Origin of the sequence: Allobaculum sp. (genome assembly GCF_047010065.1) — a bacterium.
GTDB lineage: Bacteria > Bacillota_I > Bacilli_A > Erysipelotrichales > Erysipelotrichaceae > Allobaculum > Allobaculum fili.
Map to the genome: position 1 here is coordinate 916 of NZ_JBKXLD010000042.1, position 17332 is coordinate 18247.

Consider the following 17332-nt stretch of genomic DNA (forward strand, 5'->3'; position numbering starts at 1 on the left):
CTGTGAAGCGCTGACCGAGCTGAATCTGAGCGGATTCAATACCTCTTCTGTTACAAAGATGTGTAGCATGTTCAGTAACTGTGAAGCGCTGACCGAGCTGAATCTGAGCGGATTCAATACCTCTTCTGTTACAGATATGAGCGACATGTTCTGTATGTGTGAAGCGCTGACCGAGCTGAATCTGAGCGGATTCGATACATCTTCTGTTACAGATATGAGCGACATGTTCCATGGTTGCAGCGCGCTGACGGAGCTCAATCTGAGTGGATTCGATACATCTTCTGTTACAGATATGAGCGGGATGTTCTATTATTGCACTGGCCTGAAAAAACTGAACCTAAGCTGTTTCGATACCTCTTCTGTTAAGAATATGAGCGACATGTTTTGGATCTGCGAGGGGCTTACTGAGTTAAATATTAGCAGATTTGATACATCTTCTGTTACGGATATGAGCAACATGTTCTGGGGTTGTAAGGGGTTGACTGAGTTAAATGTAAGCGGATTCGATACATCTTCTGTTACGGATATGAGCAACATGTTCATGGATTGTCAGAGGTTGACTGAGTTAAATGTGAGCGGGTTCGACACATCTTCAGTTACTGATATGACTGAGATGTTCAGTGGGGCTACTACGCTATCTCAAATTTATTATTCTCAGAAGGCGGTAAAGATTCTCACAAAGCTTCCTGAACAATCTGGATGGTATCAAAATCAGCAGGGTCCTTATGATATTTCGAATCTTCCTGAACTCGCGGAAGGACAAATTGCACTCCTTGCCCGTGATCCTTCTGTGACTCCAAACCTAGGGGGAGATGATTCCGGCCCTTCGAATACAGACCCCTTCAAAATAGACGAAGACTTCTTTTCGTTTAAAAACTTTGGTTCGACTTCAAAGAAGTATTGGGAAACGTGGTACACCCAGCAGGAGGCAGAATGGATAAATAAGTTTGCACAAAAAGGATCGGGCGGTCAATGTTATGGTTTTTCTATGGCAGCGGCTTTGTTTAGGGGAGGTTTATATAACCCAAACGAGTTTTCTGATAATTCGGGTAATCATCGTGATAGTGTATTTAAACTTGAAAAAAAGGACACGCTTGATGATACTACACTATCAACAGTCGAATTAATCAGATACTGTTTTCCTATGCAGGTTAGTATCGATGCTGATAGAGCATGGACAACAGAATATGATCCTAGAAGCAAAAAGTTAACGGAGAAAGACTGTCTTAATCTTTTAGCTGGAGCTGTTAAATCACTTGATAGTTCTGATACCGCAGGAATTCTTTTAGGAATTCAAGGAAAACAATTTGGCCTTTTTAACGGTTGGCACAGCGTTTATGCCTATGGCTATGAAGAAACACAAAGTGAATTAAAAATCAAAATAGCCGATTCCAACAACCCAGGAAAAATCAAATATATTACAATCGAAAAAGATCTTCTTGGAGATTACATAAATTGGAAATATGAGGATCATGGACTCCTGGGTTGGAAATTCGAGGACCTGGGATTTAAATTCACTTTTATAGATAAAAGCAAAATAAAAGAGATTTCCAAATGGTTCAATACAAATAATATTCCACTCGGAAATCAAAATAGTAAAAGTGGCTCTCGAACAGTGTCGCAAACGAAAGCACTTGATCTTCCAACACTGGCTGCCTTCGAATCAGGTTCCATTGCCGATATTAATGATTATCGAGAAATCAATATTGCTAGCATATTGGATAGCGCAGACTATCAGTCGTCTAATTCTATATATGCTGTTTATGACAATACATTTGAAATTGTTCAGAAAGAAAATCAGTCGGGTCCCTTAAAATACGATGTATTAACTTCTGAAGGTGCCTGGAAAGTCAATGCTCCAGAAAACACAACTAGTTCTACGGTAAATGTAACCAATAACAATATTACAGTCGATGCTCCTGTTGGTTCCACAGCTTCCTTTACTTATACAATTCAATCAGAGGATGGAATCTTTATGGATACCGTAATTTCAGGAAAAATGGTTGATTCTACATGTGGGGTCACAATTTCAGATTCCAATCAGAACCCAGAGACGGTCGGCTTTGAACAGGTAATAATTGAACAATTTAGCTATGCCCCCGACCAAAAAGATCAATTGGAATTACTGATAGAAAAAGCCACAGAGATTATTTCTAGAGCTAGTGAATACGATCCAAATGACATCTCCAAGCTTGAAAACTACAAAAATGACGCTACACAAATTATGGAGGACAGCAACAATCCGGAACAGGTTAATATCGCTAAAGATTCTCTTCATCAAGCAATTCTAAAAATCAGAAAAAAACCAGAAAAGTCGTTATTAAACTATACTGACTAAAAGTGAAACTCAAACACGAAGTTCCTAAATTAGGTGCGATTTCTGGAACAAATCTTTAAAACTGATAAAACATTTTTTGTTTAATATCAGTTAAAGTACTTACGTTCAAACCAAAAGTGTTCAAATGCAACTCGGTTTGTACTATATCATTTGAGCGGTTATTAGACTGTTCCACTTAATCGGGAGTACAACCCCAACGCCAAAGCCGGAAGTCACAACTATACACCGAACAAAAACGAACACGACCACCTCACATCCATTGGATGGAAGGATGAAGGCATCGCCTGGTATGGTCTGAAATAAAAAACGATCCAGCAGGTCTCATTTGAGATTTGCTGGATTTTCTTTATATAAAGCAAAAGTTGCATGCAAACAAAAAGCGTTTAAATGCGACCTGAATTCTTTGTATCCTTTTTCCCTCTGTGCGATATCGCCAGAACGAGGAAGCGCTTGGCGGCAAAGCATGAAAGAAGCGTATTATCGCTCGCTCTACTGGAGTCTGAGTCAGCTGAAAAACGCATTGCCATCTTCTTTGGAAAGCGCCGAGCGCGAGGCCGTTCTGCGGCGAATTCACCTTCTCCAAAACCAGATCCAGGCACAGATTCAGGAGCTGAACTGGAATGACCCTCGACACCCAGGACTTTAGAGCCCTTGCTGCGTCCATACGGGCACTGAAACAGTCAGCTTCCTTTACCAGTCCAATTCTCAACAGCCGCCACGCACAGATCATGAATTCTCTCGACCAGCTTGCGGCTTTCTTTGAGCGAACCGCCGATCTGATCGAGAACAACGAAGCGTCGCTGTACGATCGCCGCGTGGTCTATGTGGCCAATACCCCCGGCTGGAACACGTCCTTTGTCACCCATGGAACGGGTGCCGGTCTTCTGAGGGGGAGAACGGTAAACGCCGTGATGGGTGCCAATTACGCGTATCAGGCCGGCGGCTGGACCTGGAGTCAGGACCATCTGTACGCGTATGCGAATTACGACTGGCTGTCGATCGGAATTTCGGGAAACGTTGGATTTCGACTGATGAAAAACAATCAGATCAATCCGCGGCTCAGTCTGCAGACGCAGGGACAGGCCCATCTCTTTGGAGCAGAAACCGCTGCAGGTGTGGATCTGGGGCTGTTTGATGCGTCGGTACGCGCCGCAGGAGAAGTCGGCTCGGTCCGCGGAGAGGCGAAATGCGTTTTCTCCGTCGACGAGCAGGTAATTTCCGCTCAGGCTGGGGCTGCCCTGGCACGCGGTGAATGCGAAATGGCTTTCGATCTGGCAGGCCTTACGATCACGATGGGCCTTTCCGGCTCGGTAGGCAGTGTAGAAGCCGGCTTTGAATACGCCAATACTCCGGGGGTCTGGGGAGTCAGCGTTAACGGCGCGCTTTTAGCTGGTGCCGGTCTCAGCGTTCGCGTTGAATACAACTAGGTAAGTCGAAACCGGTTTGAGAGATTCACTACAGAGTAAATTTCGAAAGAGGAAACAGCTATGGAAAAAGAAGAAAGCAAGCCGCAGGATCGAACGGACACTTCAAAGTCGGAAAAACTGTCGTCACCGGGACTGAAGCCCTTTTTGCCTCTGGGCAGCATCGTTTGCCTGAAGGAAGGGGATAAGCGGTTTATGATTATCGGTCGCGCCCAGCAGGATGTCACTACGGGCCGACTGTATGACTATGCGGCTGTTGGCTGGCCAGAAGGACTGATCAGTGCGAGGCAGACGTGCATGTTCAATGCACCCGCTATTCAAAGTCTGGTTTTTATCGGCCTGCAGGACGAAGAAGAAATCCAGTTTCGCAGGCAGATGGACCAGAAGTGGGCAGAACATCTCAAAAACTCTGCGTCCACTGCAGCATGCTGAACGGCGAAAAAAACAGACAAAGCCGGCAGGCCTTTCCAGGATCTGGAAGCTTGCCGGCTTTACTTTACCTCTTTTAGGGGTTCTTCAGCTCTTTTGTATGCAGCTTTTGGGGAAGAGCATCCGATGCCTGCTCAGATTCGATACTTTCTGGCATCAGTGATACGGAGAATTCTTTTTAGCGAATCAATCTCACGTCGTAAGGCCTCAGCTTCCGCCAGAGCCTTCTGATACTTCCAAGCCGGAACGGTATTGTTCTCGCGCGGTTCTCGCTGCTTTTGAAGTTTTTGAACGAGATTGTCGATTCTTCGCTGACCAATCCAATTCAGATCGTAGCCAGCTTTTTCAAAAACATCACGCGGATTCTTACCGCTCTGAACGTACTTCCAGAGCTGGTCCTTAAACGCAGGCGTAAATCGAATGGAGTGCGCAGACACAAAATCTGTGTTTGGATTTTCGCTCAGAACTTTCACCTGATCTTGTGTGAAACAGGAACGTGGCATACTTGATCTCTCCTTACCGCTCGCGTTGACGGTAAACCTGTTGTCGCATGTTCGGATCATCCGGGAAACCGATCGATTCCAGAGAGGGAAAGTGACAGGAATCCTTTTTGCGAGAGTTTTCGCTTTCTTGCAAATCCGGATTTATCCATCCAGATGGGTACAAAAAAAAACAGCCCTCTTTTCAGAAGGCTGTGGGATTGGAAACGTACGATTTAGGCAGCTGCGGACTGGCTGTCATCGGATTCAGTAAGATCCGGACGGGTTACCAGATATTCTGGAGAGTTGGCTTTGAAGGCATCGAAGATTTCCTGATCGTGCACTTCGAAGGCATATTTCTTCAGGTAGTAAATCTGGCAGTCCTTGGCAACGGTCTGGTTGCTGGAAAGTGCGCTGATGATGTCCTTGAGGTTGGCGTCGTAATCGGTGGATACAACGGAAGCCACGTAATAGGTCACATCGTCGGTCGACGTGTCGCTGGTGAAGACCTGATCGAGCAGGCCGTCTTTGCTGGCGTCGAGAATGGCATTGCGGAGCGTTTCCGGAAGGCCGCTGTCCTGCGTGGAAACGATCTGTTCGCTTCCGGTATAGGTGGCGTCGGCCTTGGCGTACTGCGCGCCGACCTTTCCGGCGTCTTCGCCTTTTTTCAGGGCTTCGAGCGCCTTGTTGGCGTTGTCTTCGGAGTCGGTTTCAATAATGAAGGCTTTCACCGGATCGAATTCCTGAATAATTTCTTCTTTGGCATCGGTGAAGTACTTTTCTGTCAGCTTGGTGGACTGGATGTTGGGGATCAGAACTTTGTTGATGAAATCCTCAGCACTGTCGTAGCCGTTTTCCTTGAGCTGATCTTCAAAGCCGTCTACTGCGGTGTAGGTATCAAGCGTGTTCTGCGCTTCTTCCTTGATTTCATCGGTTACGCCGATTTCCTTGTCCGCAATCTTGCGATTGGCAATGGACAGGACGCCGTTGGTTCCGGAAATCTCTTTAAATACGTTATATTCGTCGCCTTTGGTAAAGGTCGTCTTGCCTACGGTCATCAGTTTCGCAGAAGATTCTGGAACGGATGTATTGGCCTGGCATCCGGCAAACGTCATGGATGCGCAGAGGGCGGCAAGCAGAAGCGGTGTTTTGTATTTCATCTTATTCACCCTCCTGAGTCTTTTTTTCGCTGCTGGCGGCAGAAGACTGCTCGCTGGATTCTTTTGCGGCGCTTTCAACTTCGGCTTTCTTTGTTGTCTTCGCACTTTCAAAGGCGTCGAGCTGTTCCTTAATCGATTTTTCCATCTTTTCCTTTACGGAATCGTCTTCGTAGGTGATATCGAGCTTGGATGCTGCGTCTTCAACAGCGGCAGCTTCCAGTCCGTTTACGCTTCCGGTCAGGGAAGTCACGATGGCTTCGATCACATCTTCGTCGCCGCTGTCCATCATGGCTTTCGGATCGGTTTCGTTTACATACACTTTGTAGAGGGTAACCATTTCCATGCCGTCAGGCTGAACGGTGATCCAGTCGGATACGCCGCCTTTGGACAGGGATTTTGCAGCGGAGAGCACATTGGAATCGAGATCGGTTGTGTTCTCGTCAATGTAGCCATAGAAGCCGCCGTCTTTTGTGTTGTCGCTGTCGGAGTATTCCTTAGCAACTTCCGCAAAGTCTTTTCCTTCATCGAGGGCTTTCTGGATGTTGTCCTTCTTTTCCTGCGATGCATCGGAAAGAACGTCTGCGTTTGGTACCTGCATGGTGATGATCGAAATGGTTCTTCCGCTTTCCGGAACGAACATGCTCAGTTCATCAAAGTGTTCCTTGAGGTAATCGGCGTCAAGCTTGCGGATCTTTTCCGCCGTCATGGCGTAATTATAAGGCGCATCATCTCCTGTAAACCCGTAGGAAGCCAGCGTCTGAAGAATGGACTGACGGGTTTTGCCGGTGCTGTCCGACTTCATGTTGTTTTCAATGTTTTTGGCGATCTGTTTCGCGTTGGCTTTCATTTCCGAATCGGCTTCGACGCTCTGGTCTACAACCGCGTTGCGATACATGTTGTAGAGAACGTTCGAGGAGTTCGAGGAAAGCTCATCGTAGAGATCTGTACTGGTGATGTCGCCGAAATTCAGGGAGGCAACTACATCCTGGCCGTCGACTTTGCGGGAGTTTACGTTATCCTTGTTCAGATCGATGACGAAGTAAACAAGTACACCAATAAACGCGATCGCAATCAGTGTCACAAACCAGTATTTTCTTAAGAATTCTGACATTGCGTTTCGCTGCAAATCTCTTCCGGCTGCAGCTGAATCCTTTCTTTTTTCTGTGATCCGGAAGAGAGGAAAAAAGGCGGGCAATAGAACCGGTTCCTTTTTGAGAATCAGTCAAAATTATACGAAAGGCCTCTATAAAAAGCAATGTACCGGCCAAAGAGGGAACAGGGATTGCCGATGTCCCTGTGTGAAGGCGATGTCCTGAATGGGCGCCTTTTTTATGCTCATTCTGCGCTTTTGAAAAGCCTTTCGAAGTGCCTTTGGCTTTCAGACTGCCAGCCGAGCGTAAAAGGCGGATTAAAACCGGTTTTCCAAACGGGTAAAGTCCTCTATTTACTTTGCGTCCTGCCGGAATGCTTTCCGCCTTCCAGAAATGGATCCATATTATTAGACGAAAGTATTTAACGAGCAGTTTTAAGAAGACGTTCGGAAGCAGAAAGGAGCACGATCGTTTTTGAGACTGTATCTGCCCGTAAGGAAATACGCTGATCCGCTCCATGCTTTTATTTACCCGCTCGCTTTTCAAAGGAAGAATGCGGCAAGTTACACCTCCTGGTGCGAGTGTAGGAAGCCCGGTTTTTATAAAGATGAAAAATAACTCACAAATACAGCTTGCCGGTTCGCTCTTAAAGGGGATAAAACGGTTTTAGAGTATACTGATTCTGTTAGTGAAATGAGGTATCAAAAATGTCAACATTGGAAATTAGAGATCTTCATGTCAGCGTTGAAGGCAACGAAATTTTAAAAGGCATTGACCTGACCGTGAACTCCGATGAAATGCACGCATTAATGGGTCCCAACGGCAACGGTAAATCCACCCTGCTTGCCGCAATCATGGGCAACCCGAAATATACAGTCACCCAGGGCAGCATTACGCTCGATGGAAAAAACGTTCTCGACATGCCTGTCGACGAACGTTCCAAGGCAGGCCTGTTTCTGGGCATGCAGTACCCGAGCGAAGTCGCCGGCGTAACCAATTCCGATTTTCTGCGTACCGCGATTAACGCACGCAGAGAAACCCCGATTTCTCTGTTTCAGTTTATTAAGGGAATGGACCATGCGATCAATGAGCTTCACATGAAACCGGATCTGGCCCATCGCTTTCTGAATGTCGGTTTTTCCGGCGGCGAAAAGAAGCGCAATGAAATTGTGCAGATGCTTTTGCTGAAACCGACGATGACGATGCTCGATGAAATTGACTCCGGTCTGGACGTCGACGCTCTGCGCATTGTTTCGGAAGCCGTTTTGAAGGCGAAAGAAGAAGATCACATGGGCGTTATCGTAGTTTCCCACTATGCCCGCTTCCTGGACTATCTGAAGCCGACGCACGCTCACATTCTGGTCGACGGCCGCATTGTCGTATCCGGCGGACCGGAACTGATTCATAAAGTCGACAGCGAGGGCTACGACTGGATCGAAAAAGAGTACCACGTTCACGCCCGCAAGGAAGAAAAGCCAAACCCCGTCCTGCTCGAAAACTGCGGCGCCAAGAAAACGGAGTAGGCCCATGGAGAGGACATACAGAAACCGGTTTGAAGACCGGATCGATTTGCATGAGGATGTCCGTCTTGTTTTTGATGCGCATTCACAGGGCAGTATCCTTCTTTTCGTCGATGCGAAAGAAGATACCCTTTCTCTGGATTTTGAAGCCGAACCTTCAAGCCAGGTCCGCGTTTTTATTCAGAACGTAACGGAGCATGCCCTTCGACTCGATATCACGGCGCGCTCCAAAGCCGATTCGAACGTAAAAATCGGTCTGCTCGATCTGCAGGACGAACCCTGCGAAATTCATTTTGACGGGGATCTGATCGAACAGGGAGCCGATCTGGATTTCTATACTGCTCAGCTCTGCCTGCGCGACAAGTTCAAGAAAGGCGTTCTGAATCTGAACAACCTCGTGCCGCATACTTTTGGCAACATGCACAACTTTGCGGTCTGCTTTGACGGTGGCAATTACGAAATGGCCGCAGCCGGACGGATTGTCAAAGGCGCTTATGCCAGCGAATCCCATCAGGAAACCCGCGTTCTGACGATGGGCAAGGACCACAAAGCTGTAGCAATACCGATTCTTTATATTGATGAAAACGATGTAAAAGCATCCCATGCGCTGACCATCGGTCAGCCGGATGCCGAACAGCTGTACTATCTGCAGTCCCGCGGTCTGTCAACAAGACAGGCAGTCGGTCTGCTTTCCATCGGCTATTTCAAGCCGGTCATCTCTCTGATTGCAGACGATGACGTGCGCAGTGAAATTGAAGTTCAGATGGAACAGAGAGTTGGTCTATATGAATATTAAAGAAAATATTGAACAAATCCGTGCCGAGTTCCCGATCCTGAAGCGGACGATGAACGGTCATCCCGTGGATTATCTCGACAGCAGCGCAACGACCCTCAAGCCGCAGTGCGTCATTGATGAAGTCGTTCGCTATTACACATACCTTGGTGCCAACGCCCACCGCGGCGACTACGAAATGTCCGCCCAGGTCGATCATGCCTTTGAAGGCGCACGAAAGACTATGATGGAATACATTCATGCCGCCCGTAAGGAAGAAATTGTCTTCACGTCCGGAACGACCGAATCGCTGAATATGGTCGCGTTAATGGTCGTTCGCGAAATGCTCAAGGAAGGCGATGTTATCCTGACATCCGAAACCGAACACGCTTCCTCGATTCTGCCGTGGGAGCAGGCCGGCTGTGAAAAAGGCGTCGAGACCAAGTTCATGGAACTGACTGAAGACGGCCGTGTGACCATCGAAAACTTCCAGAAGGCGCTCGATGAAAATCCAAATGTAAAAGTCGTTGTCATCGCCCAGGTTTCCAACGTGCTCGGCTATGCTGCGCCGGTAGAAGATATGGGAAAAATCTGCCACGACAAGGGCATTCTCTTTGTGGTGGACGGCGCACAGTCCGTTGCCCATCTGCCCATCGATGTGCAGAAAATGAACTGCGACTTCTTCTGCTTCTCCGGCCACAAGATGTGCGGTCCGACCGGTGTCGGCGTACTGTACGGCCGCTTTGAACTGCTCGACAAGCTCACTCCGGTGTTCTACGGCGGAGAAAGCAACGCCCGCTTTTACAAAGGCTGCGATACGCTCGTACTGCGCAAGACGCCTTTGAAATACGAATCCGGCACCCAGCCGATTGAAGGCGTCATGGGTATGGCCACGGCAGCGCGCTATTTGAAAAAAATCGGGCTTGAGGATATTCATGCGTATGAACTCGAACTCAAGAAGCATTTTGTCGAACGTGCCACCAAAGAGCTTAAGGACAAAATCAAGCTTTACAATGCCGATTCTCCAAGCGGCATTATCACCTTTAACGTCTACGACAAGGGTCAGCTGATCTTCCCGCAGGATATGGCCAGCTATCTTTCGTCCGCAGGCATCGCCGTCCGCTCCGGCCAGCACTGCGCCAAGCTGATGGGCGATATTATTAAGGAACCGGGCACCGTCCGTGCCAGTCTTTATTTCTATAACGATCTTGAGGATGTCGACCGTCTCGTGGATGCCATCAAGGATGCCACCGTCGAGAAGTGTCTGGATATTTTCTTCTAGGAAAGGCGGAATTTACGATGTCGATTGATCCTTCTTACTACCGGGATATTATCCTGGACAACTACAGCTATCCCCATAACAAATCGCTTTCCGATGAGGCGGATTACCATTCCCGCCACATGGCCAGCGATTCGTGTATTGACGATATTACCGTGCAGGCCAAGTTCAAGGACGGAAAAATTGAAGACGTCCGCTTTGACGGAAAAGCCTGTGCGATTTCTACCGCGTCTACTTCCATTCTGACCGAACTGCTCAAAGGCAAGACGATTGAGGAAGCCCAGAACATCATCAACAACTACAACCAGATGATTCAGGGCAAGCCCTACGATCCGCAGGTGCTCGATGAAGCCGTCGTTTTTGAGGGCGTTTCGAAGCAGCCAAACCGGATCGGATGCGCAACCATCGGCTGGAAGGCGGTGCAGGAAATGATTGATGAAGAGGAGGCCGGCAAATGAGCGATCTGAAAAAAGAAGAAGTGCAGGCGCTCCAGGATACCGACTACAAATACGGTTTTCACGACAGGGACACGTCGGTATTCAACACAGGCAAAGGACTGAACGAAGAAGTCATCCGTGAAATTTCGGCGATCAAAAAAGAGCCGGAATGGATGCTGCAGCGGCGTCTGGATGCCTACCACTGCTTTGAAAAAATGAAAAACCCGGACTGGGGTCCGGATCTGAGCCATATCGATTTTGATGAGTTCACCTACTACATCAAACCGAGCGAACGGCAGGAACAGAGCTGGGACGAAGTTCCGGAAACGATCCGCGATACGTTTGAAAAACTCGGTATCCCAGAAGCCGAACAGAAATATCTGGCCGGCGTTTCCACCCAGTATGAATCCGAAGTTGTGTACCACAACATGCTCGAAGAAGTACAGGAAAAGGGAGTTATCTTCCTCGATACCGATTCCGCGCTTCGCAAACATCCGGATCTGTTCAAAAAATACTTTGGAAAAATTATTCCGTATTCCGATAACAAGTACGCGGCGCTGAACACCGCGGTATGGTCGGGCGGCAGCTTCATTTACGTGCCAAAAGGCGTAAAGCTCGAAAAGCCTCTGCAGTCCTACTTCCGCATTAACTCGCAGGCTTCCGGTCAGTTTGAACGGACCCTCATCATCGTCGATGAAGGGGCGGATGTGCATTACGTGGAAGGCTGCACGGCCCCGATTTATTCCAAGGATTCTCTGCATGCGGCCGTTGTTGAAATTTACGTACACAAAAACGCCAAATGCCGCTACTCGACTGTACAGAACTGGTCGACCAACATCATCAACCTCGTAACCAAGCGTGCCGAGGTGCGTGAAAACGGTCATATGGAATGGATTGACGGAAACATCGGTTCGCATCTGAACATGAAATATCCGTCCTGCGTACTCGTGGAACCGTACGCGAAAGGCACGACGATTTCGATCGCCGTCGCCGGCAAGGAGCAGATTCAGGATGCCGGTGCGAAAATGATTCATCTCGCGCCGCATACGTCGTCTACCATTATTTCCAAGTCCGTAGCCCGCAGCGGCGGGGAAGTGAACTACCGCGGCTGGGTCGTTCATGGAAAGAAAGCCGACTATGCGAAATCCAAAGTCGAGTGCGATACGCTCATTCTCGATAAGATTTCCCGTTCCGATACCATCCCGCTGAACCGTCAGCTCAATCAGACTTCCCAGATCGAACACGAAGCAACGGTTTCTAACATTTCCGAAGAACAGCTGTTCTATTTGATGAGCCGCGGCCTTTCGAGAGCCAAGGCGACGGAAATGATCGTCATGGGATTCCTGGAACCCTTTACCCGCGAGCTGCCGATGGAATATGCGGTTGAGCTCAACCAGCTTCTCAAACTGGATATGTCCGATTCGATTGGCTAGATTTTACGATGATCGACCGATCCGAATGGATAGAGAAAAGAAAGCAGATTTCGTCGCGCGATCTGAAAAACGAACAGATTGCGAGGCGGATTCTGCCTTTTTTAAAAGCCTCTTCATGCATCGGGTATTTTTATCCAGTACGCCAGGAAGCGGACATTTTCTCGCTGCGGGATCCGGACTGGACCTTTGTCCTGCCGCGCGTACTCGATAAGACGAAGATGGCTTTTTACGATTCCACAATTTTAAAACCCGGCGGGTTTGGAATCCCGGAACCCGTTTCCGATGAGGAAATTGTCCCGGACGTTCTTGTCATTCCTTTACTCGTATTCTGCGATGGATACCGGATCGGATATGGCGGCGGCTATTACGATCGCTATCTGGAAAAGCATCCCGAATGCCTGCGCATCGGAATTGCCTTCGATGAGCAGGAAGGTCAGTTTGAGCCCGAATCCTGGGATCAGAGGCTGGACTGGATCATCACGCCGACACGAACGCTGCACTACGATCGAAACGGCCAATAAATCCGTCAGACCGCCAGTTTGTTTTGTACAAATGCGTTTAGATGCGTTTGGAAGAAAGGAGAAGCACTGTATGGCAGACCGCAAAAACAGGAAACGGATCCTGATTTTCGGGGATTCCAATACGTGGGGCTGGGATCCCCAGACCGAGGATCAGCGGCATGACCGCTTTGTGGAGCGCCTTCGAAGCGACTGTCCCGAATATGAAATTCTGGAAGAAGGCATGAATGGCCGGGTGCTCGATGTGCCGGGCTATTTGGGTCCTGAATCCGGATCCGCCTCGATACGAAAAGCGATTGAACGAAATCTCCCGCTCGATCTGATTGTGATCGCTTTAGGAAGCAACGACGCCAGACGGATGTATTCACCCTCCATCCGCGTCTGGAAAGCGAATCTCGATGCGTTTTTAAACGCCTTAAACGCGGCGAGAACTCTGTGTCCGCATACGCCGGGGCTGCTGGTGAGTCCGCCTTTGTTAAATGCAGAGGCGATTGACAGGGAAATGCTTTCGACCTTTTCGCAAAGCGGTCAGCGCATTCTCGAACAGGCCCAGAGCGAGATCCAGAAAGCGGGAGAAGAAATCTGCTTTTATACGTTGATCAGCAGTGAGATCGGTCTGTATGGAGGCGGCTATGACGGCATTCATCTCGATGCCAGCGGGCATCTGCGACTTGCCAAAGCTCTGGAAGAGAAATTTCATACGATTTTTGCCGATTCGAAATGATTCTCGATCAACGCGATAAATGCGAAAAAAGAATTTCACGGATTCTGCTCGAGCGCATTGTCCAACCTGTGACGGGCAAACGAGCGTTCAAACAGACCGGCGTGAAATATGCTGGAAAGGAAGACTGGACAAAAGTCCGGTCTGGCCAAGTGAACTGGAAAGAAGAATGAACATGAGTGTACTTGATCAAATTCATGCGTTCTGGGCACGGTTCTGTGATGAAGAACCAGCGCTTCTGAAGGCATTGCAGGAAAAAAACTATGATCAGCTTTCGGAAATTCTCGATACGCTGAATTCGCTGTCCTATGAAATCAGCGGCGCGCATTTCTTTGTAGAAGATCGTGCGGAAGAGCCGGAAATGACCTTTGATACCGGTCCGGATAAAACGACGCAGCTGATCTGCGAAAAAATGAAGGAACTTGCACCAGAGTCCGTAAAGAAAACCTGGATCATCAACGACACGCTGCCGCCGCTCTCGCAAAAGGCGATCGAAGCCTCTTTGCAGATTAAGGAGGAACGCTATTCGCTTTTTGACATGACGGTCTTTTATCAGATCGATGAGAAAAACCATTCTTTTGTCTGCAAAGTGTACTGCCCTGGCTTCTCGCTGGTCGACAATACCGAATACAAGCGGGAAATGTCGATCTATCTGGTGGAACTGGCCATTGGCGAGAAAGAACTTGAGGCGTATGTCGGCATCGTAGACTATGTCGACGAGCCGGAAAACGGCGTCGATTTCTGCAATCTGACGGAGCTGTATGAAGTCATTCTCGACACAGCGGAAAAACGGAAATGGCCGCAGTATGAACATCCGACCGATATTTATACCGTCTTCAAACCGCACGAAGATTTTGCGAGCGATTCGCTGCGCAAGGATATGAAGATTATTTTCACCACCCATCCTTCGCTGATCGAAGAATCGCTGGGAAATAAGAGCGATGTTTCGCTTGATATTAAATCCAGAGAAGGGGAGTACGGCTACATTTATTACGCCAACCTGTTCGACGCTAAGGAAGACGCGTCGTTCCGGCAGGCCCTTTCGACTCAGATCGAAAATATTCTGGCGCCGCTTCACTGCGCCAAGGTGATCGGCGGAGCCATCGGCAAGTCCTATTCGTATATTGATCTGATTCTTTACGATGAGCCGATGTTCCAGAAGGCATTTGCGCAGATCCAGCAGCAGCTCAAAAGCAAAGTGGATCTGCATTACCGCAGCTTTGGACAGGAAGCCTAACGGACCAGCGGACCGCTCAATTCAAATGTAAAAACACTGGACAACAATAGAAAACACAAGGGAGAGCTGTCGACTCAGCGTCGATAACTCTCCCTTTTTGAACGAAAAAAAGAGCGCGGATGCGCTCAATTTTTTTTCATTTTTCGGTTGTGATTATTCAGCAACAGGTGTCACGTTAGCTGCCTGTTTTCCACGATCGCCTTCAACGATGTCGTAGGTAACAGTCTGGCCTTCCTCGAGGGAACGGTAGCCTTTCTGGTTGATGGAAGAGTAGTGTACGAATACGTCTTTTCCATCTTCACCAGTGATGAATCCGTAACCCTTTTCGGCGTTGAACCATTTCACTTTTCCAGTGTTCATGTTTTACCTCCCGGAATAGATTGGAAGATTTTATTATTAAAAAGAGAGCTTTTAATGCGAACCTGGAAAACGAAAAAGCTGCGAATATCCAGTTTCTAAAAATCAGTATGAAATCTATCCTTTACATCAGCAATTATATAGACTTTGGATAAAAAAGGTCAAGCAGGTTTCTGTTTTCAACAAACACGAAATATGTCATTTAACAATGTAAAAAAATACAAATATACTTTATATAAAGATCATATATCTATGGGGCATGCTTTCAAAAAACTTTCACTGCCTTTCGCAGGGCCGCTTGAGTGTAGAGAAAACGTTTAAAATCCGCTGTGAAAAGGCAAAGGTTTTTCCATGCGACTGGCGATAAAACCGCGTGAGCTTTCCTCTGTTTTCAGCGCTGAAGGAAGGCGTGTCTTTTTGATCGGGCACGGAATTGTCTCAGCGTGGCGAAAGGGTGTTTTCAGCCGCCTCGATATAATGGAAGCATGAAAAAAACAAATCGTTTGCTGAAATCGATCGATCGAACATTTGAAATCTTACATGCCTGGTCGATCGTACTTTCTCTGTCCTCACTGCCGGTCTTGGCCAGTACGGACTCTTTCGACAGGTCTTTGGATGAGCAGACTCAGTCCCAAGGGACAGAGGAGGATGCAACAGACTCAAGTACACAAATGTACCGGCTGTATAGTCCAAACTCTTCAGAACATTTTTATACGGCGGATCTTCATGAAAAGAACGCGCTGATCTCATATGGCTGGCAGTACGAGGGAATCGGCTGGTTTGCTCCGCAGAGCGGAGAGCCGGTGTATCGTCTGTATAACCCGAATGCGGGCGATCACCATTACACGCTCAATCTTCACGAACGGGATGCTTTGGTTCAGCTCGGCTGGCGATACGAAAAGATCGGCTGGTATTCCGATACCCAGAAACGCGTGCCGGTCTATCGCGAATACAATCCGAACGCGAAAAGCGGTGCGCACAATTTCACCACAAGCCGGCAGGAAGATCAGGCTCTGGTCCGCTTTGGCTGGAAGGCGGAAGGAATTGCCTGGTATGCGGAGAAGGAAGGCGTGCCAGTCGATCGCTCCTTAAAAGCGCTCCACGTTTCGGGAACGCAACTTCTGGATGAGAACAATCAGGAAGTCGTTCTGCAGGGATTCAGTACGTTCGGACTGAACTACATGCCGCAGTACGTAAATGAAAATGTATTCCGCTTTCTGTATACCCAGATGAACAGCCGAGTGATCCGGCTGGCGCTGTACACCCAGGAATACGGCGGTTACTGCTCCGGTGGAAACCAGACCGAACTGAAGGCGATCATCGATCGCGGCGTGAAGGCGGCCAAAGCCACGGGGCAGTATGTCATTATCGACTGGCATATTTTGTCCGACGGCAACCCCAACCAGCATATCGATCAGGCAAAAGTCTTCTTTGATGAAATGTCCGCTAAATACGCCAGCGAGAAGCACGTTCTGTATGAAATCTGCAACGAACCGAACGGGACGGACTGGGCTTCCGTAAAGGCCTATGCCAATACGATCATTCCGATCATTCGCCGGCACGATCCCGACGCGGTCATTCTTGTCGGTACGCCGACCTGGTCTCAGGATGTAGACGTTGCCGCCCGCGATCCGCTTCAGGGCTATTCGAACATCATGTATACGCAGCACTTTTATGCAGCGACGCATAAGGAGCCGATCCGGGATAAGCTGAAAACGGCGCATGCGCTGGGCCTGCCGGTATTCGTAACGGAATTTGGAATTTCTTCGGCGGACGGCAACGGAACGATCGATCCGGCCTCTGGAAATGCATGGATCGCTTTGCTGAATGAATACGGAATCAGCCGCGTCGGCTGGGCGTTAAGCGATAAGAACGAAACGTCCGCGCTGTTCAAGCCCGGAACGACGACATCCCTCTCGCTGTCTGACCTGACCCCATCCGGAGAATGGTTTTATGAGACGTATACGCATCATTATCCAGCGCATCTGCCCAATCCAAATCCAGGACTGCCGCAGCCTTCGGATCCCGTTGAGCCGGATCTGCCAAAACCGGATACTCCGTCTTCCGGACAGAGCGGCTTTTTAAACTGGTCCCTGAAAACGATAAACAGCTGGTCAGAAAACGGGGAATACTACGT

General features: G+C 48.5%; 17 protein-coding genes and 1 pseudogene. 14 read left to right on the forward strand and 4 right to left on the reverse strand.

Features of this window, described 5'->3' with window-relative positions; all coding sequences use genetic code 11:
• The 5 genes and pseudogenes from ACLUYS_RS05220 to ACLUYS_RS05240 all read left to right on the forward strand — a co-directional run.
• Positions 1 to 2338, forward strand: a 2338-nt coding sequence (locus ACLUYS_RS05220) for a BspA family leucine-rich repeat surface protein (RefSeq protein WP_412659308.1), incomplete at its 5' end; no start/stop codon positions are given.
• Between the two features lie 192 nt (positions 2339 to 2530).
• Positions 2531 to 2641, forward strand: a pseudogene (locus tag ACLUYS_RS05225) (hypothetical protein); the annotation flags it as partial.
• 160 nt (positions 2642 to 2801) lie between these two features.
• Positions 2802 to 2984, forward strand: a complete 183-nt coding sequence (locus ACLUYS_RS05230) for a hypothetical protein (protein WP_288339202.1) — start codon at positions 2802 to 2804, stop codon at positions 2982 to 2984.
• Positions 2959 to 3765, forward strand: coding sequence for a hypothetical protein (locus ACLUYS_RS05235; protein WP_288339201.1), 807 nt, complete (start codon positions 2959 to 2961; stop codon positions 3763 to 3765). The genes ACLUYS_RS05230 and ACLUYS_RS05235 overlap by 26 nt, the downstream gene beginning before the upstream one ends.
• Before the next feature lie 60 nt (positions 3766 to 3825).
• Positions 3826 to 4194 (forward strand): DUF4176 domain-containing protein, encoded by a 369-nt coding sequence (locus tag ACLUYS_RS05240; RefSeq protein ID WP_412659309.1) that lies wholly within the window; start codon positions 3826 to 3828, stop codon positions 4192 to 4194.
• 131 nt (positions 4195 to 4325) lie between these two features.
• On the opposite strand, the gene ACLUYS_RS05245 is transcribed toward ACLUYS_RS05240, so the two are convergent.
• The 3 genes from ACLUYS_RS05245 to ACLUYS_RS05255 form a co-directional block, all read right to left on the reverse strand.
• Positions 4326 to 4694: an HTH domain-containing protein gene (locus ACLUYS_RS05245; protein ID WP_288820612.1), complete on the reverse strand. Its 369-nt coding sequence runs from the start codon at positions 4692 to 4694 to the stop codon at positions 4326 to 4328.
• Between the two features lie 212 nt (positions 4695 to 4906).
• On the reverse strand, positions 4907 to 5830 hold the full coding sequence (locus ACLUYS_RS05250; protein ID WP_412659310.1) for a hypothetical protein: 924 nt from the start codon (positions 5828 to 5830) through the stop codon (positions 4907 to 4909).
• Between the two features lies 1 nt (position 5831).
• Complete coding sequence (locus ACLUYS_RS05255) at positions 5832 to 6911, reverse strand: peptidylprolyl isomerase (RefSeq protein WP_412659311.1); 1080 nt, start codon at positions 6909 to 6911, stop codon at positions 5832 to 5834.
• Between the two features lie 717 nt (positions 6912 to 7628).
• Between ACLUYS_RS05255 and sufC the strand changes: the two genes are divergently transcribed.
• The 8 genes from sufC (at position 7629) to ACLUYS_RS05295 (ending at position 14838) form a co-directional block, all read left to right on the forward strand.
• Positions 7629 to 8444 carry a Fe-S cluster assembly ATPase SufC gene (sufC, locus tag ACLUYS_RS05260; protein ID WP_230266743.1) on the forward strand — a complete coding sequence of 272 codons (816 nt, stop codon included), beginning with the start codon at positions 7629 to 7631 and terminating at the stop codon, positions 8442 to 8444.
• 4 nt (positions 8445 to 8448) lie between these two features.
• A complete protein-coding gene (locus tag ACLUYS_RS05265; protein ID WP_230266742.1) occupies positions 8449 to 9237 on the forward strand; it encodes a SufD family Fe-S cluster assembly protein in 789 nt (262 codons plus the stop codon).
• Positions 9227 to 10495, forward strand: a complete 1269-nt coding sequence (locus ACLUYS_RS05270; RefSeq protein ID WP_230266741.1) for an aminotransferase class V-fold PLP-dependent enzyme — start codon at positions 9227 to 9229, stop codon at positions 10493 to 10495. The genes ACLUYS_RS05265 and ACLUYS_RS05270 overlap by 11 nt, the downstream gene beginning before the upstream one ends.
• 17 nt (positions 10496 to 10512) lie before the next feature.
• Complete coding sequence (sufU, locus tag ACLUYS_RS05275) at positions 10513 to 10950, forward strand: Fe-S cluster assembly sulfur transfer protein SufU (RefSeq protein ID WP_230266740.1); 438 nt, start codon at positions 10513 to 10515, stop codon at positions 10948 to 10950.
• Positions 10947 to 12362 carry a Fe-S cluster assembly protein SufB gene (gene sufB, locus ACLUYS_RS05280; protein ID WP_412659312.1) on the forward strand — a complete coding sequence of 472 codons (1416 nt, stop codon included), beginning with the start codon at positions 10947 to 10949 and terminating at the stop codon, positions 12360 to 12362. The genes sufU and sufB overlap by 4 nt, the downstream gene beginning before the upstream one ends.
• Before the next feature lie 8 nt (positions 12363 to 12370).
• Positions 12371 to 12883 carry a 5-formyltetrahydrofolate cyclo-ligase gene (locus tag ACLUYS_RS05285; protein WP_412659313.1) on the forward strand — a complete coding sequence of 171 codons (513 nt, stop codon included), beginning with the start codon at positions 12371 to 12373 and terminating at the stop codon, positions 12881 to 12883.
• A 70-nt stretch (positions 12884 to 12953) separates the two neighbouring features.
• Positions 12954 to 13604, forward strand: coding sequence for a GDSL-type esterase/lipase family protein (locus tag ACLUYS_RS05290; protein WP_412659314.1), 651 nt, complete (start codon positions 12954 to 12956; stop codon positions 13602 to 13604).
• Between the two features lie 172 nt (positions 13605 to 13776).
• On the forward strand, positions 13777 to 14838 hold the full coding sequence (locus tag ACLUYS_RS05295) for a hypothetical protein (protein ID WP_230266736.1): 1062 nt from the start codon (positions 13777 to 13779) through the stop codon (positions 14836 to 14838).
• Between the two features lie 153 nt (positions 14839 to 14991).
• Here ACLUYS_RS05295 and ACLUYS_RS05300 read toward each other — a convergent pair whose 3' ends face one another.
• Positions 14992 to 15198 carry a cold-shock protein gene (locus tag ACLUYS_RS05300; RefSeq protein WP_230266735.1) on the reverse strand — a complete coding sequence of 69 codons (207 nt, stop codon included), beginning with the start codon at positions 15196 to 15198 and terminating at the stop codon, positions 14992 to 14994.
• Positions 15199 to 15866: 668 nt separating this feature from the next.
• Here ACLUYS_RS05300 and ACLUYS_RS05305 point away from each other — a divergent pair.
• The coding region (locus ACLUYS_RS05305; RefSeq protein ID WP_412659315.1) for a cellulase family glycosylhydrolase at positions 15867 to 17332 on the forward strand (1466 nt) is incomplete at its 3' end.